Source organism: Pedobacter sp. AC163, from assembly GCF_979258665.1.
In genome coordinates, this window is the sequence record NZ_OZ409872.1 from 1,965,801 (window position 1) to 1,989,167 (window position 23,367).

General features: G+C 38.8%; 18 protein-coding genes. 8 read left to right on the top strand and 10 right to left on the bottom strand.

From position 1 onward, the window contains the following. Window positions 1–186 precede the first annotated feature (186 nt). The 7 genes from ACZZZK_RS08265 to ACZZZK_RS08295 all read right to left on the bottom strand — a co-directional run bounded on the left by ACZZZK_RS08265 (window position 187) and on the right by ACZZZK_RS08295 (window position 8,115). On the bottom strand, window positions 187–378 hold the full coding sequence (locus ACZZZK_RS08265; protein ID WP_463483735.1) for a hypothetical protein: 192 nt from the start codon (window positions 376–378) through the stop codon (window positions 187–189). A gap of 83 nt (window positions 379–461) precedes the next feature. Beyond that, window positions 462–2,543 carry a glycoside hydrolase domain-containing protein gene (locus tag ACZZZK_RS08270; RefSeq protein WP_463483736.1) on the bottom strand — a complete coding sequence of 694 codons (2,082 nt, stop codon included), beginning with the start codon at window positions 2,541–2,543 and terminating at the stop codon, window positions 462–464. Window positions 2,544–2,686: 143 nt separating this feature from the next. Further along, window positions 2,687–3,208 carry a DUF2911 domain-containing protein gene (locus ACZZZK_RS08275; protein ID WP_056851610.1) on the bottom strand — a complete coding sequence of 174 codons (522 nt, stop codon included), beginning with the start codon at window positions 3,206–3,208 and terminating at the stop codon, window positions 2,687–2,689. Window positions 3,209–3,243: 35 nt separating this feature from the next. Next, a complete protein-coding gene (locus ACZZZK_RS08280) occupies window positions 3,244–4,935 on the bottom strand; it encodes a sodium:solute symporter family protein (RefSeq protein ID WP_463483737.1) in 1,692 nt (563 codons plus the stop codon). A 102-nt stretch (window positions 4,936–5,037) separates the two neighbouring features. After that, window positions 5,038–7,506, bottom strand: coding sequence for a PIG-L family deacetylase (locus ACZZZK_RS08285; protein WP_463483738.1), 2,469 nt, complete (start codon window positions 7,504–7,506; stop codon window positions 5,038–5,040). Between the two features lie 84 nt (window positions 7,507–7,590). Continuing rightward, entirely contained in the window at window positions 7,591–7,881 is a 291-nt protein-coding gene (locus ACZZZK_RS08290; protein ID WP_463483739.1) for a type II toxin-antitoxin system RelE/ParE family toxin, read from the bottom strand. A 3-nt stretch (window positions 7,882–7,884) separates the two neighbouring features. Continuing rightward, window positions 7,885–8,115: a hypothetical protein gene (locus ACZZZK_RS08295; RefSeq protein WP_463483740.1), complete on the bottom strand. Its 231-nt coding sequence runs from the start codon at window positions 8,113–8,115 to the stop codon at window positions 7,885–7,887. A gap of 114 nt (window positions 8,116–8,229) precedes the next feature. Between ACZZZK_RS08295 and ACZZZK_RS08300 the strand changes: the two genes are divergently transcribed. The 3 genes from ACZZZK_RS08300 (at window position 8,230) to kdpA (ending at window position 11,886) form a co-directional block, all read left to right on the top strand. Then, window positions 8,230–9,567, top strand: a complete 1,338-nt coding sequence (locus ACZZZK_RS08300; RefSeq protein WP_463483741.1) for a sigma-54-dependent transcriptional regulator — start codon at window positions 8,230–8,232, stop codon at window positions 9,565–9,567. A gap of 333 nt (window positions 9,568–9,900) precedes the next feature. Further along, window positions 9,901–9,978: a potassium-transporting ATPase subunit F gene (locus tag ACZZZK_RS08305; protein WP_082468366.1), complete on the top strand. Its 78-nt coding sequence runs from the start codon at window positions 9,901–9,903 to the stop codon at window positions 9,976–9,978. Between the two features lie 186 nt (window positions 9,979–10,164). After that, entirely contained in the window at window positions 10,165–11,886 is a 1,722-nt protein-coding gene (kdpA, locus tag ACZZZK_RS08310; RefSeq protein ID WP_463483742.1) for a potassium-transporting ATPase subunit KdpA, read from the top strand. 170 nt (window positions 11,887–12,056) lie between these two features. Here the strand turns inward: kdpA and ACZZZK_RS08315 are convergent, their stop codons facing one another. After that, window positions 12,057–12,419, bottom strand: a complete 363-nt coding sequence (locus ACZZZK_RS08315; RefSeq protein WP_463483743.1) for a four helix bundle protein — start codon at window positions 12,417–12,419, stop codon at window positions 12,057–12,059. 132 nt (window positions 12,420–12,551) lie between these two features. Here ACZZZK_RS08315 and kdpB point away from each other — a divergent pair, with 132 nt between their 5' ends. The 5 genes from kdpB to ACZZZK_RS08340 all read left to right on the top strand — a co-directional run bounded on the left by kdpB (window position 12,552) and on the right by ACZZZK_RS08340 (window position 19,911). Next, window positions 12,552–14,579 carry a potassium-transporting ATPase subunit KdpB gene (gene kdpB / locus ACZZZK_RS08320; protein ID WP_463483744.1) on the top strand — a complete coding sequence of 676 codons (2,028 nt, stop codon included), beginning with the start codon at window positions 12,552–12,554 and terminating at the stop codon, window positions 14,577–14,579. 116 nt (window positions 14,580–14,695) lie between these two features. Then, a complete protein-coding gene (kdpC, locus tag ACZZZK_RS08325; protein WP_463483745.1) occupies window positions 14,696–15,256 on the top strand; it encodes a potassium-transporting ATPase subunit KdpC in 561 nt (186 codons plus the stop codon). 256 nt (window positions 15,257–15,512) lie between these two features. Then, entirely contained in the window at window positions 15,513–16,583 is a 1,071-nt protein-coding gene (locus tag ACZZZK_RS08330; protein WP_463483746.1) for a porin, read from the top strand. A gap of 358 nt (window positions 16,584–16,941) precedes the next feature. After that, window positions 16,942–18,066, top strand: coding sequence for a sensor protein KdpD (locus ACZZZK_RS08335; RefSeq protein ID WP_463483747.1), 1,125 nt, complete (start codon window positions 16,942–16,944; stop codon window positions 18,064–18,066). Between the two features lie 87 nt (window positions 18,067–18,153). Next, a complete protein-coding gene (locus ACZZZK_RS08340; RefSeq protein WP_463483748.1) occupies window positions 18,154–19,911 on the top strand; it encodes a HAMP domain-containing sensor histidine kinase in 1,758 nt (585 codons plus the stop codon). 75 nt (window positions 19,912–19,986) lie between these two features. Here ACZZZK_RS08340 and ACZZZK_RS08345 read toward each other — a convergent pair whose 3' ends face one another. Together ACZZZK_RS08345 and ACZZZK_RS08350 are read right to left on the bottom strand one after the other, a co-directional pair. After that, window positions 19,987–20,463, bottom strand: a complete 477-nt coding sequence (locus tag ACZZZK_RS08345; protein WP_463483749.1) for an acyl-CoA thioesterase — start codon at window positions 20,461–20,463, stop codon at window positions 19,987–19,989. 414 nt (window positions 20,464–20,877) lie between these two features. Further along, entirely contained in the window at window positions 20,878–23,013 is a 2,136-nt protein-coding gene (locus ACZZZK_RS08350; RefSeq protein ID WP_463483750.1) for a glycoside hydrolase family 97 protein, read from the bottom strand. Window positions 23,014–23,367: the final 354 nt, after the last annotated feature.

The window sequence follows — 23,367 nt, forward strand, 5'->3', positions numbered from 1 at the left end:
TATTTTGACGTTCTTAACTATTTTAATCGTCTGTACAACACAGAGTTGTATTAATGGATAAAATAATGTTATTGATGAAGACAGAAAATAGCTTTTCATATTTCAAGTCTAGGTACTATTCGAAATGTTTTTCAAAAAAAATGCCCTTATCTTGTGAATAAGGGCATTTAAAATCTTTCGAATTTGTTATAACAAACCATAAAGGCCGTTTGCGTATGTTCTAAGTGAGGCTGATACCGAACTCATTTTTTCAGGAGATGGTCCCTTCACTTTATATGCCTCTGGATGAAGTTCTAATGGTTGATCGTTTGAATTTTCTGTTAGGTTTTTGTTGCCTAAAGTAGCATTTTGTTCTTCGCTTAATTTTAAAGGTGCCATGTCGTATCTATTTATATAGTTAAAACAGGCCTGAGAACGATTTGTTTTTCGAATTCATTTAAAATTGAAGATTTTTAATCATTTTATTCCATGCTGGAAATCCAGTTTTCTGTGCTCGAAACTTTAACAGGCTCAACTGAAGAAACAATTCTTAATACGCCGCCTTCGTTGATATCTTCTTGCGTAATATAATTTCTATTAAAGGGCTTGCCATTAAGAAACACCTGTTTAATATATTTATTCTTTGGGCTGAAATTAGCAACCTCTACCCTAAATGTTTTTGCATTTGGCAAGCGGAAGGTAACTGATGGAAATAGCGGTACGTTGAGATAGTAAACCGGCCAGCCTACGCAAGCAGGAGAAAATCCGCTTGCCGTAAAAACATACCACGCACTCATTGCTCCTGCATCATCGTCCATAGTTCGTAAATATGCTTCAGGTTGATTCTTATAGATTTTACCAATATAACTTCCAATCCCCCTACTATTATCATTGAAATAATTTTGAATAACGGTATCGGCGGCCAATTGGTTCATCCAATATTGAGATTTATATCCTTGCCTGGTTACGTTATACATCAACGGCACCTGTAAATCAGGCTCATTGGCATGGTTATACAAATCTCTAGCAAAAAATTCATCCAGCTTGGCAATGTAGGCTTCCTCTCCCCCATCAAGTGCGATCAACCCTTTAAAATCGTAAGGAACAAACCATCTGTATTGCCAAATGGTACCTTGATACAAACCTCTTGCCTGCATCTGGTCAACATCCCGTTTACTCATATCTTTAAAATCCTTGTTCCAATAGGTTCTATATTCGAGTGCTTTGTTTTTATAAATCGCTGCCTTTTCGGGCTGCTTTAAAATCGTAAAGATTTCTGCCAAAGCCCAATTATCATAGCTCGATTCCAGTGCCTTATCAGGCGATTTGTAATCTAATCCCTTAACTTCTTTCTCCAGTGAATCAGCAATGCCAGCGAAATCTACAGGATAACCTTTGCGATAAGAATCCAGTAAAACCACAATTGCATGTTCGCTGCGAACAGTATTTGATGGTTCGCTTTGACCTGCATAATCCTTCTTTCCTGAGTGGTACAGATCAGCAATGGAAGTAACCATGCCGGCGTAGCGTTCTGGCGTAATGATGGAAAGCAGCGGCAATTGCGTACGATAATTATCCCAAATGGCCCAACCGTTGTATCTTATTTCTTTGTCTTTCCGAAGTTCACCCTTGGTATTGCGGTATTTTCCATCCTGATCAGAAATAACATAGGGAGATTGCATGGTACGGTAAAGAAGCGAATAAAAAAGCTTGGCATTTTCCACATCGCCACTCACCTCAATTTTAGTCAGATTTTTGTTCCATTCCGCAGCACTTTTATCTTTAATGGCTTCTAGCGTTTGATCTAAAATGGCCGATTTTGCCGATTCGACACTAACAGAAGAGAGTGCCACATTTATTTCTGCTGAAGTAGCTGCAGCATTTAGTTTGGCAACTAATTTATGTTCTGATAGTTTTTCCCAGTTCACCTTGCTCGTAATTTCCAGATAATAGTAAATCCGGTATTTACCTACGCCACATGTCGTTTTTGATTCTATCCAGCCCGAAACAGCATTCCCATCTACAACATGTTCTTCCGTTACAAAAGCGCCATTAAATGCATAGCCTAAATCGAGATAAATTCCTTTTTCTCCTTTGGGATAATGATAAACATGCTTGCCTGCGTTAGCTGCAACAGCAAAGCTGGCATCAATTTTATTTTCAAAGCCTACCTGGTAATACCCCGGTCCAGCTTTTTCAGTTGATTTGATTAACGTAGACTGCATTGGATCCTTCCCTAAAAAGGGTTTGATAAAAATATTTCCACCCGAACCCTGGCAGCCTACTCCTTCAAAACGATTGTGTGTAAATCCTTCAACCTTTTTAGCCAGGTACTCGTAACCGGTGTGGGTTTTCGGATAGGTTTGAGGGCCAATGCTCAACATGCTAAACGGATAAGATGCCGCTGGCGACATTTGCCCGTGATCTCCTGAAGAGCCCAAAAAAACGTTCACTAAATCAACCGGCCGTTGCGTTTTGATGGAAAAAGGAACGGCTTTCTTTTGCGCCAGAACATTCAAATGGAGAAGAAAAATAGTAGCGATAATATTAAGTGCAAGTTTCATATGGGGGATGTAAAATCGGCCTAAAATAGCATTTTAGCGTGAAGTACAGGTTATGTTATACTTTCTTTACAAAGGCTATTTCTTGACCAAAAAAAAGCCATTCCGGTATTTCCGAAATGGCTTTAAAAAAATTGTTTAGCTTCTTACTTGATCGTTACCGGAACAGATACTTTATCCCAATCTAAAGAAAAACCAGTTTTAGTGATTTTATAAATTAAACGTTCTTGAGTAGCTTTTAGAGGTTTGGTTTTCACCTCAACACGTAAAGCATCTTTTGCCTCTTCGTATTTATATGCACCCCATTGCTTTGGTTCTTTATTAAAAATTGCTGTCCAGGTACCGCTTTCTTTTGGAATTAAAAAGAAGCTATATTTTCCAGCAGCAAGTGCTTTACCTTCAACCATAATATCTTTATCAGTGGTAAAAGTGGTCGCCTCATTGGCACCTGCACGCCATACTTTATCGTAAGCTTCTAAACCACCCCAAATTTTACGTCCTTTAACAGCAGGGCTGCTATAAGCGATAGTGATGGTAGCGCCTTTAACTTTTCCTGTTGCAGTTGCCGCAGGACTTGGTTTTGGTTGAGCGGCATCTTGCGCCATTGCACTTACTGAAATCGTTATTGCGGTAAAAAGCAATGCAACAGATTTAATCATCGTTTTCATAGTAATATTATTTATTTGTTTTTGTTGTTTTGAGTTTACGAATCTAATGCTTTGCGTCGATAAAATAATAATCCTAAAGTCGAAAAAATTATTACTGCAGCGGCACCGACTACGTTTAACCAAAGGAATGATACCACATCAAATTCATAAACGCCAATAACCACAATTTCAGCCAGGATAGCTGAGATAAAAACAATTGATCCGTTAATTTTCTTAAAATAAAAAGCAACCAGGAAAATACCGAGAATAGGACCGTAGAAAAGAGAACCAAGTACGTTTACCGCCTCAATAAGTGAACCCATTTGTGTGGCAAACATGGCTACCGCAATAGAAAATATCCCCCAACCCAAAGTATGTAACCTACTGTACTTTAGCTCCGTGGCATCGTCCATATCTCGCTTACTGAAAACCAGATGCACATCTTTTAATGAACAGGCGGCCAACGAATTTAAGGCCGCTGAAATAGAGCCCCAGCTGGCTAAAAAGATAACGGCAAACAATAACCCAATCATACCTACTGGCAAAGTATTTTTAACGAAATACAGAAAAATATAATTGGTATCCGTTTTCTCGGCATTAAAATTTGCTTTGTTAATGGCCACCTCTACCCTACTGTGCAAATCTTTAACATCTTTTTGGGTTTCTTTAAAATTCGCAATTGAAGCATTTAATTCTGGAGAGTTTTTTTCTCGCTGAGCTAAAATAGCCTTCGACTGGGCATTAAATTTTTCTTCAAGCAGTTGATGTTCGCCCTCGAAAACCGCAGCCTGCTGTGGTTGTGTTTCTTTTAAATATTGATAAGAACGTTCATTGAAATAAATAGGCGCTGGTTTTAGTGAGAAGAAAGCAAACAGTAATGCACCGATTAAGAGAATGGCAAACTGCATTGGAATTTTAACTAAACCATTTAACAGCAGACCCATTTTGGCATTGGTATTATCTTTGGCGGTAATGTAGCGACCCACCTGACTTTGATCGGTACCGAAATAAGAAAGTGCAAGAAAAAATCCACCGATTAAGCCGCTCCAGATGTTGTATTTGTCTTTCCAGTCGAAATCGGTAGTAATCACATTAAGCTTTCCCGATTTACCAGCAAGATAAAGTGCATCACCGAAACCAACGCCATTAGGCATGTTTTGAACCAATAAATATCCGGCAAATGCCATGGTACCCAGAATAATTAGGAACTGAAGCTTTTGGGTATGGGCAATAGCTTTTGCACCACCAACGTAAGTATAAATTAATAGAATTCCACCGGTTAAAACATTGGTTAAGTAAATATTCCAGTTTAAAACACTTGATAGAATAATACTTGGCGCATAGATGCTGATCCCGGTTGATAATCCCCTGGAAAACAAAAATAACAGAGAGGTTAAAACCCTTGTTTTTTTATCGAAACGTTGCTCCAGATATTCATATGCGGTATAAACATTTAGTCGCTGGAATATCGGAATAAAGGTAATACAGATGACAATCATTGCCAATGGCAAACCAAAATAATACTGAACGAAACGCATTCCATCAGTATAGGCTTGGCCGGGCGCAGAAAGAAAGGTAATGGCACTGGCTTGGGTAGCCATAATGCCTATAAGCACAATGTACCAAGGCATTTGGTTGTCGGCTTTTAAGTATGAGGCATTACTTTTTTGCCCCCTGCCGATGAAAACACCGTAAGCCACAACAGCCAGCAGCGTAAAGATGAGTACTAACCAATCGATATTACTCATGCCCAAAATCTAGTAAACAGGTAATAAAATACAATTTGGAAAACCAGCGCTAATGCAAGCAAAACGTACCATGTATTCCAATTCTTGAGCTGGTTTTTCATCCTACTTCCCTGCTGATATAAAGTTGAAAAACAACCTTGCGGCACCTATATTTCCTGCTGGCAATTGCCTGAAAAACGCAAGTGGTGTGTAAATAAAATTGCCTTTACCGTATTTTGCATATAATGTAGATCCTTTTAACGGCTCTTCCCCAGTATCATTCATTTCGAAGAGTGTCTCGTATTTATCATCCCATTTATCTGGGAAATAAGCGCCTCGTTCCTGTACCCAACCGTTAAAATCTTCTGCGGTAATTTTATTCGGATAACTTAACAGTTTATGATTTGGATTAAGAAATTTAACAGCGGCATTTTCTTCTGTAACCCTTTTACTGCTAATGCTGAATGGATATATGCCAAAATCTTGCAAAGCCATATCTTGAGTGGTGTTGTATTGCATCACCATTGTTCCCCCATTTTCTACATAGCTTTTAAGCGCCACTTGCCAATTTTTAATCCGTTTATCTGTGTTGATTACCCTCACGCCTGTTACAACGGCATCATATGATGCCAACTTGCTTGGATTTAAAATATCGGCTTCGGTTAAAACATCAACCTGCAAACCAGCCTGGCGCAAAAATTCAGGAATTAAATCTCCTGCACCCTGGATATAGCCCACCTTTTTCGCCAACACTTTTACATCGCCTTTTAATAACCAGGTTGTGGCTGGAACAAAGTATTGCAGCGATGGCAAATGTGGATACTGGATCAGCACCTGGCCTTTTGTAAACTCACTATTTTCTGAAGAAAAAACAACTTCAAGCTTATTTTGAGGAGGTTTTATTTTCGCCAGATCGCCAGCAGGCAATATAAAATCTTTAATGGTAATGGTATTCTCTGGCAAATTGATACCAGTGAAAGTGGCTATAGTTGCATTTCCTACCCTAAAAATCACTTTACCATAATTGATGTATTTGTTGGCCTTTAAGCGAAGGGTTACTTTCAAATCTTCCTTCTCTTTTGCGAAATAAACCGGTTCGGCAAAACTTAAATCCATTGCCGGAATAATCCTCAATTGCTCTACCACATCACCCTTTACGGGGTCGAGTTTTTTATACGACAGTGGAAGTTTAACCGTAAACTTGTCGCTTCCGATTTTTAAAACAACGGAAACATTTAATGGAGATGCAAGCTCTGGCAAACCGATCAATGTATCATTGGCCACACTAAATGTTGCTGCATCTTTCGCCGGTTTTTCTAACCAGTAAGGTTCTGTAAGCGCCGCATTTAAAGGGATCTGAATTTTGCGCTGGATGTTGATCAGCGAATCGCCAGAAATCCTTCTATTTAACACATCAGTTTGATTGATCCAATTAACTTGTTCAAGAATTACTGGTGGAGTTCCTCTCGAAATTACATTTAAACTGAAGTTGTAGCTGCTGCCTGCAATAGCCTCTGCCTGGTTAGTTACCACTTCGCCCATAAAACCCGTGCAGCTTAAAATAATGTGATCTATCGCATTCAGTTTATCTTCCTTCAATCTCACATCCTGAATTTCCAAAATTCTTTTACGCAGCATTAACAAGCCATGCAAGCTTTTATCTGGATGATTATAATCGAAAGATAACAGAATAATATCAATCAACTCATCAATGTTATCAATTCCTTTTTCCGACCAATTCAGCGGAATTTTATCAAAAAGACTTTCTTTTTCAGGAACGCCCGCAACATGGGAAAAATATTCTGTCCTAACTCCCGCTACAGATTGCGTTCCCGCTCCCTGACTTTTATGTAAACTTCGGCTTAACCCAGCCAGTTCGCCATAACCCATTCCGAGTTGTGGATCGAATTGCCCTACAGTAACTTTCAATTGATTTTCGGAGGTTGTATTTACCGAACCGAAACGAAAGGTATTCCAAAGCAATCTTTTCGGTTGCCAAACATCAACATACTTCAATTGGTTTGGAAACATGTTTTTATCTGCAGCTGCTTTAAATGCCTTTTCAGCAACCACCGCAGATGCCGCATGTTGCCCGTGCCCTGCAGCCGCAGTCGGCGGAAAACGACAAATAATAACATCGGGTCTGAATTTTCTGATTACCCAAACTACATCTGCGGTAATGCTATCCGCATCCCACTGTTTAAAAGTATCATCGGTATTTTTAGAGAAGCCAAAATCAATTGCCCGGGTAAAAAACTGTTGTGCCCCGTCCAGTTTTCTTGCTTCCAACAACTCATGCGTTCTGATTAATCCCAAAGCAGCACCCTGTTCGGTTCCTAACAAATTTTGTCCTCCATCACCTCTGGTTAACGACAGATATGCAGTTTCTACATTTTGTTCATTTATTAGCCATGATAACAAACCGGTATTTTCATCATCGGGATGTGCTGCCAGGTAAAGAACCTTTGGAATATGCCGAAGTGTTTTAATTTCACGAAAAATTTCAGATGACTTTGCTGGCCTAACTTGTTGAGCGAAAGAGAAAAAAAAGATGAAACAGGAAATGAATACCAGGGTTAGCTTTTTAAACATAGAATTTGCTTTGTGAGACAAAGATGCTTAAAATGGTTTTATTTAGCGTAGTAGAAATGAAAAAGGTATTAGAGAAAATGATATCTATTTCTTTTTAGGATTTAGATAGGTATTAAAAACATGAAGGATGTAAACTACTCCTTTATCTGGAACAATCTCATAGATGATTACATATTGAAACTTAGGGACAGGATACTCGCGAAATTTATTTAATTTTATTGAAAATGCCGCTGGATGCCTGCAGATAGTTGAAACTGCACTCTCAATTATTGTGAGAAACCGCTCTCCCAACCCTAGCTGTTTCCCCTCATACCAATCATATGATTCTTGAAGTTCATCTCTAACATGAGAGGAAAATACAGCATCATATTCCATTGACTATTTCTTACGGAGCTGGCTTTTCATTTCAGACAAAGAAAAACCATTGTCTTTCCCGCTTGTTAATTCCATCGAACGATTTTCAATTTCTTCAACAAATTTGTTATCCTCCCACCAAGAATAAGTTTTTTCATTTAAATCAACAACATACTTTAGGCCCATGCTATCTAAATAATCCAATAAAGCTTTCTCTGATTTATTATCTTCTATATTTATAGTTAGTGTCCTCATAAGCCAAATTTAACGAAAAATATTGTTTATTTATCTAAGCTTTTCAAGCATTTATAGCTAAACCAAATCTATGTATCAATTCAAATCTTTAATATTGCACCATAAATTACACCTATGAACGGCATCGTCCTCATCATTGATGATGAAAAGAAAATCTGCAGCCTGCTTTCGAGAATTATTGAGCTGGAAGGCTTTAAAACCCTTCAGGCGAATACCGGTAAAGAAGGCTTAAATCTTTTGAAAAACAATGATGTAAGTATAGTGATCAGTGATGTAAAGTTGCCCGATGTTAATGGCGTAGCGTTGGTAAAAGATATAAAATCGCTGAAGCCTTATACCGAAGTGATTAATCTTACAGCATATGGCACCATTGCTGATGGTGTTTTAGCCATAAAAAACGGCGCTTTCGATTATCTTGTAAAGGGAGATGACAACGAAAAAATCATTCCGTTGCTTTATAGGGCAATGGAAAAGGCTAACCTTCAGCAACGTATTTTTGAACTTGATAAGAAGGTAAATTCAAAGCATAGTTTCGCAACTATCGTTGGCCAATCAAAGGCATTAAAAGAGGCCATTGATCTAGCAAAGCGGGTAAGTAAAACAGATACTACCGTTTTACTTTTGGGCGAAACAGGAACAGGAAAAGAAGTTTTTGCCCAGTCTATTCATCAGGAAAGTCCAAGAGCTGCCAAGCCTTTTATCGCGTTGAATTGTAGTGGTTTTTCTCCAGAATTGCTGGAGAGTGAACTTTTTGGGTATAAAGCTGGTGCATTTACAGGAGCTAATAAAGATAAAAAAGGCCTATTGGAAGAAGCGAACGGCGGTACTTTGTTTCTCGATGAAATTGGCGAAATGAATCTCGATTTACAGGCCAAACTTCTTCGGGTGCTGGAAAACCAAAGTTTTATTAAGGTTGGCGATACTTTAACGCAGCAGGTGAATGTGCGTATACTTGCGGCAACAAATAAAGACTTAAAAGTTGACGCAGCAGAAGGTAAATTCAGGGCTGACCTTTATTACCGACTTTCTGTTTTTACAATAACGCTACCACCACTAAGAGAAAGAAAAGCCGACATACCTGCTTTGGCAGCACATTACCTGAGCGAATTTTCGATCAAAGTTAACCGGCCAGAATTAAAAATGACCGACAACATATTAAACGCTTTTCAGCAGTATAGTTGGAAAGGAAATATTCGCGAACTAAAAAATGTAATCGAAAGACTGGTCATTCTTTCTGATGGAGCCCAATTAAATACCGCAGCACTTCCACCTGATTTTTTTGAATTTACCCCTCAGGAAAATAAATTTAACTTAAATCAAATCGAAAAACAGCACATCCAAAAGGTATTGATCCACACCAAAGGAAACAAAACAGAAACCTCAAGATTGTTGGGCATTGGCTTAACCACACTATACCGGAAAATTGAAGAATATGGCATAGGAGAATTGTAGAATCGTCGCCTTATCTTAAGCGGCAATTCGAATTTTGTTGAGATGAAAGGAACAACTTACTTTTAAATTTTGCTTCAGCAGTTTTGAGAGATCACTCCAAAACGAAAAAAACCCTTCCATTTTGGAAGGGTTTTTTTATGCTTAAAATTTCAATAAAACATATAAACATCTTGCAATCAGCAAATTAAAATCTCCCCGTACTCATCGGCATAAGAGTTGGCAATAGGCATTTCATAAAACAATAAGTTATGACAATTATCCTATTACTCGTAATCCTTCTGCTCTGTTGGGCAACTTACAAATCAATTGATTGGTTCGAAAAAATTTAAAGCCATGTTAGCACTATTCATCATCGCAATCGCCGTATTTATCTATATGATTTACGTATTGATTAAACCTGAAAAATTTTAAAAACAGAGAATATGGATAGCGGGGAATGGAGAATCGGAAATAGCAAATAGCCTATTCACAGATATTCTAGGCAATGGGAAATAGCAAATAGAATGATAGTCTATTTCCAAATAGCTACTTCCCATTTCCAAATATCTATTCCCCATCTCCTCCTTCATAACATCCTATTCTCCAAAAACAAAAAAAATGAACACTGAATTAATTGGCATTGTTGCCACATTCCTCTTAACCTTAATTATCGCCTTCCCGTTGGGGAAATATTTGGCGAAGGTTTTTGCAGGAGAAAAAGTTTGGACAGACTTTTTAAAGCCGCTCGAAAATGGAATCTACAAATTATCCGGCATCAATATTAAGGAGCAAATGAACTGGAAACAACAGCTAAAAGCTTTACTAACCATAAATATCTTGTGGTTGGTTTACGGTTTTTTTATGCTGATATTTCAAAATAAGCTCCCATTTAATCCTGATGGTAACCCTGGTATGACGCCAGATTTGGCTTTCAATACCATTATTAGCTTCGTAGCAAACTGTAACCTTCAACATTACTCGGGCGAAAGTGGCGTCAGCTATCTCACTCAACAATTTGTGCTGATGTTTCTTCAGTTTGTAAGTGCTGCTACAGGTATTGCAGCGGCGGTTGTATTATTTAAAGCTTTCAGAGATAAAACAACCATCTTACTTGGTAATTTTTGGGAGTTTTTTATAAAGGCGATTACCAGATTATTGCTGCCTCTATCTATTGTTATTGCGCTAATTTTAACCTTTAACGGAACGCCGGCCAGTTATGATGCTAAAGATCAATTTCTTTCCGTACAAGGTGATACAGTAAATGTTTCTCGAGGACCAGCGGCGCAAATGATTGCCATAAAACATTTGGGAACGAATGGCGGAGGGTATTTCGGTGCAAATTCTGCCCACCCATTCGAAAACCCAAGTTATTTAACCAATATGGTCGAAATGATTGCCCAGGTAATTATTCCAATTGCAATGGTTATCGCCTTCGGCTATTTCATCAGAAGAAAAAAACTAGGCTGGACGATTTTCGGCGTGATGACCATCGGGTTATTTATGCTGATGATTCCAACCCTAAGCTCGGAACTCGGTGGAAACCCAGCGCTAACCAAAATGGGAATTGCACAAACTACAGGCGCAATGGAAGGAAAAGAAGTTCGCTTCGGACCTGCCGCAACTGCATACTGGAGCACATTAACTACTGTAATTTCTACAGGTTCGGTTAATGGAATGCATGATAGCACGATGCCGCTAACAGGTTTATGGCAATTGCTAGCGATGATGATTAACGGCTTGTATGGTGGCTGTGGCGTTGGTTTGCTCAACTATTTCATCTATTTAATAATAGCAGTTTTTATTTCAGGATTGATGGTGGGCAGAACGCCAGAATTTTTAGGTCACAAGGTTGAGGCCAGAGAAATCAAAATTGCGGCGATCATCACTTTATTAAGTCCGTTTTTGATCCTGGCGGGTACGGCAATTTCGAGTTACGTGTTTACCAATTATGCTGATGCAGGTTGGGCAACACAGCCGAAAAACTGGCTAAATAATCCAGGTTTCCATGGTTTCTCCGAAATGTTGTACGAGGTTACTTCCGCTAACGCCAACAATGGCTCTGGCTTTGAAGGTTTAGGCGATAACAATGTGTTCTGGAACCTGCTTACCGGAGTTATTATCTTTCTTGGTCGTTTCTTACCCATCATTGGTCCGGTTGCCATTGCAGGTTTGCTTGGCGCTAAAAAGTTCATTCCTGAATCTGCCGGAACATTAAAAACCGATACAAAAACTTTTGCCTTAATGACGTTCGCCGTGATTTTAGTGCTCAATGCATTGTCTTACTTTCCAGCCCTGGCCTTAGGACCTTTGGCAGAATATTTTTCAATGGTAGGGAAATAGGGAATGGAGAGGATGAGAATAGAAATAAGAGAATGGGAAATAGGCCAAGAGGAAATGGAGAAGAGAATGGAAATAGACATATTGTATATATCATGCATCCAATCGATTTCCTATTCCCTATTATCCATTCCCTACTACCTATTACTCATTCTCTATTCTCAAGCTCACAATTATCCTATCCTTTTCTTAACCATATTAATAAAGCCCAACAACAATTTAAAAATCAAATCTAACTGGATGGAAACTTTATCAAAATCATCAAGTGTAATAAATTCTAGTTCTCTGGATAAGAGTAGCAAAGTATCTAGTTCGCTTGCAGAACCGAGGGCAATGTACAGGAACTGCTGTAGCTCTTTATCCGACCTCCTGGCCGAGCCTTCTGCAATATTTACAGGTATAGAAGTACAAGCTCTGCGTATCTGTGAAGTCAGTCCGAACCTTTCATCCATTGGAAATTTCGAAGTAACTGAGTATAGAGTTTTAACCAAATCAAAACTTTGTTTCCATGCTTCTAAATTCTGGTGTGGTTTCATAAGTGAGGGCGTTAAATTATTTGAATATACAAATATCAAGTTTAAGGTTAACTTATTTTCAACCAATGATTTAAGATTCCCAATCAGTTTCCAATTCCCCATTACCAATTTTCAAATTAATTAAAAATCAAAATGAAACCCAATAATAAATTGTTCGAACCTGCTTTAGTGCAAACTGCATTGAAACAATCTTTCATCAAACTAGATCCCAGATTAATGGTTCGCAACCCAGTGATGTTTACCGTAGAGGTAGGCACACTCGTGATGGCATACGTTACGGTCTATTCTTTTAACCACAGCGGACAAGGCTCCTTTCTATATAATTTTTTCATCTTCCTGGTACTTCTATTAACCGTTTTGTTTGCCAACTTCGCAGAGGCGATTGCCGAAGCAAGAGGAAAAGCGCAGGCCGATAGCTTACGTAAAACACGCGAAGAAACGCCAGCAAAAGTTATTTTAGCTAACGGAACGATTGAAATTCGTTCATCAAATCAATTAAAAAAAGGAAATGTTTTTGTTTGTGAAACGGGTGACACCATTCCAACCGATGGCGAAATTATAGAAGGCATTGCTACCATTGATGAGTCGGCCATTACCGGAGAATCTGCACCAGTAATTCGTGAATCGGGTGGTGATAAATCTTCAGTAACCGGCGGAACCAAAGTATTATCTGATGAAATAAAAGTTCAGGTAAGTACAGCTCCAGGCGAAAGTTTTTTAGATAAAATGATTGCTTTGGTTGAAGGTGCGTCCCGCCAGAAAACCCCAAATGAAATCGCCTTAACTATTTTATTAGCCAGTTTTACCCTGGTATTTATCATTGTTTGTGTAACGTTAAAACCATTTGCCGATTACGCCAATACACCGATTACCATTGCAGCTTTAATTTCACTTTTCGTTTGCTTAATTCCCACTACTATTGGCGGTTTGTTATCAGCCATCGGCATTGCTGGAATGGACAGGGCTTTAAGAGCAAACGTGATTACCAAATCAGGTAAAGCGGTGGAAACGGCTGGCGATATTGATGTTTTATTATTGGATAAAACCGGAACGATCACCATCGGAAATCGCAAAGCAACCCACTTCTACCCTACTGCCGGCATAGTGATTAAAGATTTTACCGATGCCTGTGTTTTAAGTTCGCTTGCAGATGAGACTCCGGAAGGAAAATCAATTATTGAGTTGGCAAACGAGCAAGGATTTAAAAATTCAGGCACACCAGCAGGTTCAACATTTATTAAGTTTACAGCCGAAACCCGCTCCAGCGGATTGGATACTGCCGACGGAAGAAGAATCAGAAAAGGTGCATTCGACTCCATCAGAAATATTGTTGAAAAGGCAGGAAATATTTTTCCTTCGGATATCGCAGACCATGTAAAAAGTATTGCAACCAACGGCGGAACGCCACTAGTGGTTTCTGAAAATGAAAAAGCTTTAGGCGTAATCGAATTGCAGGATATCATTAAACCAGGCATTAGCGAACGGTTTGAGCGTTTACGCAAAATGGGTGTTAAAACAGTAATGGTAACGGGCGATAATCCATTAACTGCAAAATACATCGCCGAAAAAGCCGGTGTAGATGACTTTATTGCCGAGGCCAAACCAGAGGATAAAATGAACTACATTAAAGACGAGCAGGCCTTAGGCAAACTTGTTGCAATGATGGGCGACGGCACCAACGATGCACCCGCACTTGCCCAGGCGGATGTTGGTGTGGCCATGAACAGCGGAACACAAGCTGCTAAAGAAGCTGGTAACATGGTAGATTTGGATAATGATCCAACCAAATTAATTGAGATTGTAGAAATTGGAAAACAGCTGTTAATTACCCGTGGCACGCTAACTACTTTCTCTATCGCAAACGATGTGGCCAAGTATTTCGCTATTGTTCCAGCCTTGTTTATTGCTTCAATTCCTGCCTTGCAAAGTTTAAATATTATGGGCTTGCACACACCAGAAAGTGCGATTATGTCGGCAGTGATTTTCAATGCGATAATCATTCCGATATTAATTCCACTGGCGCTTAAAGGCGTGGCTTACAAGCCAATTGGCGCTACCGCATTGCTCCGCAGAAACTTATTTATCTATGGCATCGGAGGTATTGTCGCTCCATTTATCGGCATCAAATTAATTGATTTAGTAGTCGGACTATTTGTTTAACCGAGCTGTCACGTTGAGCCTGTCGAAACGCTTATAAAAGTTCTTCGACAAGCTCAGAATTAAAAGCTCGAATCTTTAAAATCATTTAAAATCTGTGTAATCACATAAATATCATCATGAAAAAATACGTCATACAATCGCTACGCTTAACCTTAGTTTTAATCGTATTATTATGCATCATCTACCCCATCAGCATTGCTATAGCTGGAAAACTTGCCGCAGGAAATGGCGGGGGTGAGAAAATTGTAAAAAATGGCAAAACAATCGGCTACGAATTATTGGGCCAATTTTTTACCAAACCCGAATATTTCTGGGGCAGACCATCTGTTGTTAAGTACAATGCTGCAGGCTCGGCCGGCTCAAACAAAGGACCATCTAATCCTGATTATTTAAAAGAAGTTCAATCCAGAATTGATACCCTTTTAAAATATAACCCTGGCTTACAAAAATCGAATATTCCTGCTGATATGGTTACGGCATCGGGCAGTGGTTTAGACCCAAATATCTCCGAGCAGGGAGCAGAAATTCAGATAGCAAGAGTAGCCAAAGCAAGAAATATCACTCAACAAAAAGTGAAGGAATTAGTGGCTATGAATACCCTGAAACCTTTATTTGGATTATTCGGCCCATCATCAGTAAATGTTTTGAAACTGAATTTGGCATTGGATAACTTGTAATTCGACAAATCGTCATTACAAGGCACGAAGCAATCCTACAACGAAAGTTATCTAGCAGCAAGTGCATTAAGATTGCTTCGTACTTCGCAATGACGACAGCTTTAAAAAATCAGAATCTTAAACGGCGTCCGTCATTTCGACTGGAGCGCAGCGGAACGGAGAAATCTTTGAACCTTTCAACATATTATCCAAAGATTTCTCCACTACGGTCGAAATGACGGCCGATTAAAAAAACCTTGAAATCCACACAATAATAATGAAAAAATTAATCACCCTTATCACAACATTAACAGCATCTCTAACTGCTTTCGCACAAGATGAACCCAAAGTAAAGTTCTCCGGTTACCTGGAAACTTACTATGGTTACGATTTTAACAAACCAGCCGACCACAACAGACCCGCTTTCATTTACTCGCACAACCGGGCCAATGAAGTGAATTTAAACTTGGGTTTTATCAAAGCAGCTTACGAAGGTGGTTCGATCAGGGCAAATTTAGCGCTGATGGCTGGTACCTACATCAATGCGAATTTAGCCGCAGAGCCTGGCGTACTGAAAAATATTTTTGAAGCAAATGCCGGCGTAAAACTTTCCAAAACAGAAAATCTATGGATTGACGCAGGGATATTTTCCTCACACATCGGGTTCGAAAGCGCCGTTTCGAAAGACTGTTGGGTTTTAACCAGAAATATTTCTTCAGAAAACACACCATATTATGAATCTGGAGCTAAAATCACCTATGGAACAAAAGATGGGAAATTGACGGCGACACTACTCTACCTCAATGGATGGCAAAGAATTACCCGCCAAAATGGAAACAATAAACCTGCAGGTGGTTTGCAGTTAACCTGGAAACCAACGCCAAAAATTACGGTTAACTATAGTAATTACCTCGGAACAGAAGGTGCAGATTCCGTTCGCGTAAACCGTTTCTACCACAACATTTATGGTGTCTTCCAGCTCAGCGATAAATTCGGGCTAACACTTGGTTTAGATTATGGTACTCAACAGCAATCAAAAGAAAAACAAAGCAAAAATGAGGTGTTTTCTCCGGTAGCTATTGCTCAATACAAATTTGCAGAGAAATGGGCAGTAGCCGGACGGTTTGAATATTACGAAGACAAAAATGGCATTTTCATATCTACAGGAACACCAAATGGATTTAAAACGAAAGGTTATTCTTTAAACGTAGATTATTCTCCAATTCCAAATGCGGTAATCAGGTTGGAAGGTAAAACTTATGATAGCAAGGACAAAATTTTTGCTAGAGAAAACAATTCCGTTAATGCCAATACAACATTAACAGCAAGTATTGCGGTTTCATTTTAAAAATATTGCCACTGAAGCACGGAAATCACAGAATATTTTCAGCGCCAATCTAACGCCTCGGTCTGTGTCCTCACAGACCGAAACGCTAACAAACAAGTAATGGTCTGTGGGGACACAGACCATGGGAAAAGTTAGAGTAGTGCTCATTAGTTGAAGATTCTTCGTTCCTCGGAATGACAAAAAGTAAAATATCAATGCAAGAAAAAGACGATTCTAACGCCTCGGTCTGTGTCCTCACAGACCGAAACACTAACAAACAAGTAATAGTCTGTGGGGACACAGACCATGGGAAAAGTTAGAGTAGTGCTCATTAGTTGAAGATTCTTCGTTTCTCGGAATGACAAAAAGTAAAATATCAATGCAAGAAAAAGACGATTCGGTTAAACATTTTCTCGAACTCATACAAAAATCGAGAAGGGGCAAACTCAAGATTTATATTGGGATGAGTGCCGGTGTGGGCAAAACCTATCGGATGCTGCAGGAAAGCCATGCGCTCTTACGCAACGGCATCGATGTTTGCATTGGCTATGTGGAAACGCACCGGCGGGCAGAAACGGAAGCCTTGGTAAATGGTTTGCCCCTAATTGCCAGGAAGAAAATTTTTTACCGGGGAAAAGAAATTGAGGAGATGGATTTGCAGGGAATTTTGAATCGGCACCCCGAAATTGTTGTGGTTGATGAACTGGCGCACACCAACGCCGAGGGAAGTAAAAACGGCAAACGCTGGCAAGATGTTTTCGACTTGCTCGAAGCCGGCATCAGTGTTATTTCAGCGGTTAATATTCAGCATCTGGAGAGTATTAACGAAGAAATTGAGCGCATCACGGACATCAACGTAACGGAACGTATTCCCGATAAAATCCTGGAAATTGCTGATGAGATTGTGAATATTGACTTAACGGCTGATGAATTGGTTACGCGTTTAAAAGAAGGCAAAATTTACGACAAAAGTAAAATTGAACAGGCTTTGTCGAATTTTTTTCAATCAGATAAAATTTTGCAGTTGAGAGAGCTGGCATTAAAGGAAGTAGCTCATCAGGTGGAGCGGAAAATTAAAACCGAAATACCAAAATCTGTTAAGTTGAGGTCGGAAAAGTTTTTAGCCTGCATCTCTTCTAATTCGGAAACTGCTGGTGTGGTTATTCGAAAAACAGCAAGGCTTGCCTCCTACTACCATTCTCCCTGGATGGTGCTTTACGTACAAAGTGATGCAGAAAGTTTCGATAAAATTAAGCTCGATAAACAGCGTCATCTCATTAACCATTTTAAACTCGCTACAGAACTAGGGGCCGAAGTGGTGAAAACAAAAAGCAATCAAATTACCCAAACTATTATTAACATGGCGACAGAAAAAGAAATCACCACCATATGTATTGGAAAGCCACATTTAAATATTTTTCAGGTAATCATGCGAACGGCAATTTTTAATCAGCTGTTGCGTAATTTAGCCGCCAAAGAAATTGATTTGGTTATACTTTCTTAACCTCAAGATGTCATTCTGAGCCTGTCGAAGAACCTATAAAACATTTCGACAGGCTCAATGTGACAACCCTATAAAAACAACAACACCATGAAAATTAAAACCAAGCTTCGTCTCGGATTCGGATTCCTCTTTATAATTGTTTTATCCTTCGGATTAATTGCATTGTTTTTCTTAAACGAGCTTTCAGATAAATCAAAAGTGATCCTGAAAGACAATTACAAATCCTTAAAGTATGTTGCTGCAATGCGAACTATTTTGGATGAAGGAGTATTTCCATTATCGACACGACAAGCGCAAATATTTGAAGAAAACTTAAAAAACGAGGGCCAAAATATCACCGAAAATGGTGAAAAAGTCGCTTATCAAAACCTGGCTTCAGCTTACAAAAAATTGAAGCAACCTACCGGAAAAATTGATTTGAAAGCCCTACGATCTGCACTGCAAAGTATAGAAGAAATAAATATGAAAGCCATCTACGATAAAAATGAACTGGCAAACAAAACGTCGGCAAACGCCAATTTGTATATTTCTATTGCAGCGGGGTTAAGCTTTTTAATCCTATTTACTTTCATTGTTAATTTCCCTGGCTTTGTGGCTAATCCGTTGGCAGAATTTAGCGATGCCATTAAACAAATCAGCAGGAAAAACTACAAGCAACGTTTGCATTTCAATAATCAAGACGAATTTACAGAACTTGCAGATGCGTTTAACGTAATGGTAAAGAAACTGAACGAGTGGGAAAATAGTAACCTCTCCAAAATAAAGTCAGAAAAATCGAGAATTGAAGCCATCATTGCACAAATGCAAGATGCCATTATTGGGTTAAATGAAAAAGGCGAAGTGTTATTTTTAAATCATTTGGCAGCAAAGCTGATGAGTGTTGATGAGGAGAAAATTATTGGCCAGAATATCACCGAACTGGTTAAAAAAAATGAATTGCTCAAAAGAATTACCCAACCCGAAACGGAGGATAAAACCCTTAAAATATACGCCGATGAAAAGGAATCTTACTTCCTTTTGGAAAACCGCGAAATCGTGATCCCAAATTATGATGAGCAGGATGAAAAAGCGCTCACCGCATCGTCAAAATCTGCAGGAAGTGTTTACGTGTTAAAAAATATTACTCAATTTAAGGAACTTGATGAAGCCAAAACAAATTTCATTGCTACGGTTTCGCATGAGTTGAAAACTCCCCTATCATCCATTAAAATGAGCTTGAAGCTCCTTAATGATCATCGGGTAGGTTCGGTAAATGAGGAACAAAATCAGCTACTCAACCACATTAAGGAAGATAGTGACCGGCTCCTAAAAATCACTGGTGAATTACTGGATTTATCGCAAGTAGAAACCGGAAATTTGAAGTTAACATTTGCCCTAACCGAGCCAAAGGAAATTGTAAATTATGCTTTAGATGCCGTAAAATTTCAGGCTGAACAGAAACTAATTCAACTCGAACTCAACTGCGCTGAAAATTTACCAAAGGTGAATGCCGATATTCAAAAAACAGCTTGGGTTTTGGTAAACTTTTTATCGAATGCCCTACGTTATAGTTCAGAAAAATCGAAGGTTGTGATTGATGTTTTTCATAGAGATAATTTCGTTCAATTTTCGGTAAAAGACTATGGAAAAGGAATCGAAGAGAAATATCAAAAACGATTATTCGACCGCTATTTCCAGGTACCTACTGATGGGCAAAACAAATCTGGTTCTGGATTGGGCTTAGCCATATCAAAAGATTTTATCGAAGCAGAAGACGGAAAAATATGGGTAGAAAGTGCGCTTGGAGAAGGAAGTAAGTTTAGTTTTGTGTTGCCAAGTGTAGCATCTATTTCTGCAAATAGTTAAGAAAAGAAACGTAAACAATAAGTGGAGCCGAAGGGATTCGAACAGTTGTCCATTGTTATTTGAACACTAAGTTGGCTAAACAATGTAAGGTTCCATTTCTTTATCAATGCTTTTTCTTAACTCCATTAATTTTATAGCGTAGCCATGCATGGCAATTTCCTTTTCAGTTTTCGGCTTAAAGGTAGGAATTTGTTGTGGCTGGCCCTCATCATTTACCGCTACAAAAACAATGATACAGTGTGTGTTTTTAACAAAATCGGCTTTACCCACAGGTTTTGAATAAGCATCTACAGCGATGTGCATACTGGTTTTACCCGTGTAAATAATCCTTGCTTCCATTTTCACCAAATGCCCGATATGTACGGGATGGAAAAATCGGATACCGCCTACGTAAACCGTTACGCAGTAAGATTCACTCCATTGCAAAGCACAGGCAAACGCAGCCTGGTCAATCCACTTCATCATCATACCCCCATGAACTTTGCCGCCATAATTTACATCAGATGGTTCGCTTAAAAATTGTAGTTCGATGTGGTTTTTGGTTCTGGCCATAATGGTGAGTTTGCGTAGATTAAGTTATCAACCGCAAAGTACAAAAAGTGAAAACGCAAAGAAAGAAATTTGGATTTTTTAAATGAAAACTTGAGCATTATTGTTCCGATGCATGCTATTGTGAGGATTAGTCTACTTCATATAAATCAATATAAATGACTTTAAGAAAGGTCGTCATTGCGAGGTACGAAGCAATCCTACAACGGTAGCTATTAAACTTTTCGCTTTAAGATTGCTTCGTACCTCGCAATGACGAAAAGCCTATCATAAATCACACAGAAAATCATAATCTGCGTAAATCATTTTAATTTGCTGGTGTATTTTTCAAAAAATACCATTAAAAAAGTCGTTCCAAATGGAACGACTTGAAATGAAATAAATCACTGAAAAACTTAACGTTCTTCATAGTTGAACTTACTTCGCCATGATGCTGATTGCATAACCACCACCCGGCGCACAATTCAACGTTAATTTCGTTTTATTAGTCATTTCCATTTTACGAATGGTATATGCTTTAGGATTAGTTTCGTAATGCGCATCCTTCGCATCGGCATAAATGGTTGCCGTATATTTTTTACCGGCATCTAAAAAGCTGAAATCTATTTTCGACGTACGGGCAATTTCATCATTGGTGCGACCCACAAACCAATTATTTTTGCCTTTGGCTTTGCGGGCGAAAGTAATGTAATCGCCAGGCTCAGCTTCTAAAACTTTGGTATCATCCCAATCAACCGCCACATCTTTAATAAATTGGAAAGCATCCATGTATTTATTATAAGTTTCAGGCAAATCGGCCGCCATTTGCAGCGGACTATACATGGTAACATAAAGTGCAAGCTGACGGGCAAGTGTGCTGTGAACAAATGAATTATTTTCTGGATTATAAGCACTCACCTTCGTTTCGAAAATGCCAGGTGTGTAATCCATCGGACCACCAATTAACCTCGTAAATGGCAAAATAGTCGTGTGGTCGGCATTGTTCCCACCAAATGCTTCATATTCTGTTCCTCTGGCGGATTCATTACCAATTAAATTAGGGTAAGTACGGGCCAAACCAGTCGGCCGAACCGCTTCATGTGCATTTACCATAATTTTATATTCAGCTGCTTTTTGGATGGCATACAAATAATGATTATTTAACCACTGTCCATAATGATGTTCGCCACGGGGAATCATATTACCCACATAACCACTCTTTACTGCATCGTACCCATTGGCTTTCATAAACCTATAAGCAGTATCAATGTGTCTTTCGTAATTACGAACAGAAGAAGAAGTTTCGTGGTGCATTATCATTTTGATGCCTTTGCTAGCTGCATAGCGATGCAATTCTTTCACATCAAAATCAGGATAAGGCGTTACGAAATCGAAAACATAATCTTTTGTTTTCCCAAACCAATCTTCCCATCCTTCGTTCCAGCCTTCAACCAATACCGCATCCAAGCCATTTTTAGCAGCGAAATCTATGTATTCTTTTACGTGAGCGGTGTTTGCTGCATGTTTACCATTTGGTTTTGTTTTAGCATAATCGGTTACACCCAACTGTACACTAGTTAAATTGTTATAAGCCCAGGTACTTTTTCCAGTGATCATTTCCCACCAAACGCCAACATATTTGGTAGGCTTAATCCATGAAACATCTTTAAATTTTGTAGGTTCGTTAAGGTTGTAGGTTAATTTCGATGTTAAAATATCAGCCGCTTTATCACTTACGATGATGGTTCTCCATGGTGATAAACACGGCGCTTGCATATAACCCTTATCCCCTACCGCATCTGGCGTTAACCAAGATTCCAAAACCATATTTTTATCATCGAGATTCAATGACATTAACGAATAGTTGATTAACGCTGCCTCGTGAATATTGATGTACAGACCGTCTTTGCTTTTCATCATTAAAGGCGTTTGTAAACCGGTTGGCGAAAAAGTAGTTTGAGATGCATTTGGTGTAACCGCAGCCTTCATTTTACTGCGAACTTCTGATAAATTTGAAGTTACCGTAATGTATTCTTGCGTATCATAATCACCCGGCAACCAAAATGCTTTGTGATCTCCTGCTAAGGCAAATTGCGTTTTTTCTTCTTTGATTACGAAATAATCAAGATTCTTTTGCTCCGGAAACTCGTATCTAAATCCTAAACCATCATTAAATAAGCGTAACCGGATGATGATGAAACGATTCGTTTCCTTCTGTGTTAAAGTTATAGCCAGTTCGTTGTAATGATTTACAATTTCTTTCACTTCTCCCCAAACCGGTTTCCAGGTTTCGTTGAAGGTATTGGTCTTAGAATCGGTAATGGTAAAACCATTTAAGAGTGATTTACCGTCTTTTAATTCTAAACCTAGTTTACTGGTTTTGATTACTTCTTTACCTTTATACTTTAAGCTATAGGTTGGTACGCCACCGTCAGTCAATAAAAAATTGGCTACTAAGTTTGCATCAGGCGATTTTAATTCCTGTCCGGAAACGTTCCCGGAAAAAAGAAAAATGCAAATGAATACCAGAAGTTTATAAAGGTTAAGGGATTTGTTGGTTAGATTTTTATTCACTTTATATAATTTAATTTTTGTAATTCTTTTATTTGGCATGGTCATTTCTACCTTTCGTAGAAATTTTTAAAGTTCTCTCCATTCCGCTGCGCTTCAGTCGAGATGAGGTGACGACCGACTTAGGACACATCGCTTAGCCATCTCTTCATGCTGAATTTATTTCAGCGATTTTCTCAACAAGTCGCCATTTTATTAAGGCCCTGAAATGAATTCAGGGTGACGACCGACTCAAGATAATTCGCTTGGACATCTCGTTTTGCTGAATCTACGTTAGTAATTCTCGTATTTATTTTACCGTCATTCTGAACGCAGTGAAGAATCCATAACCGAACAGCACTACATAAAATTAACCCA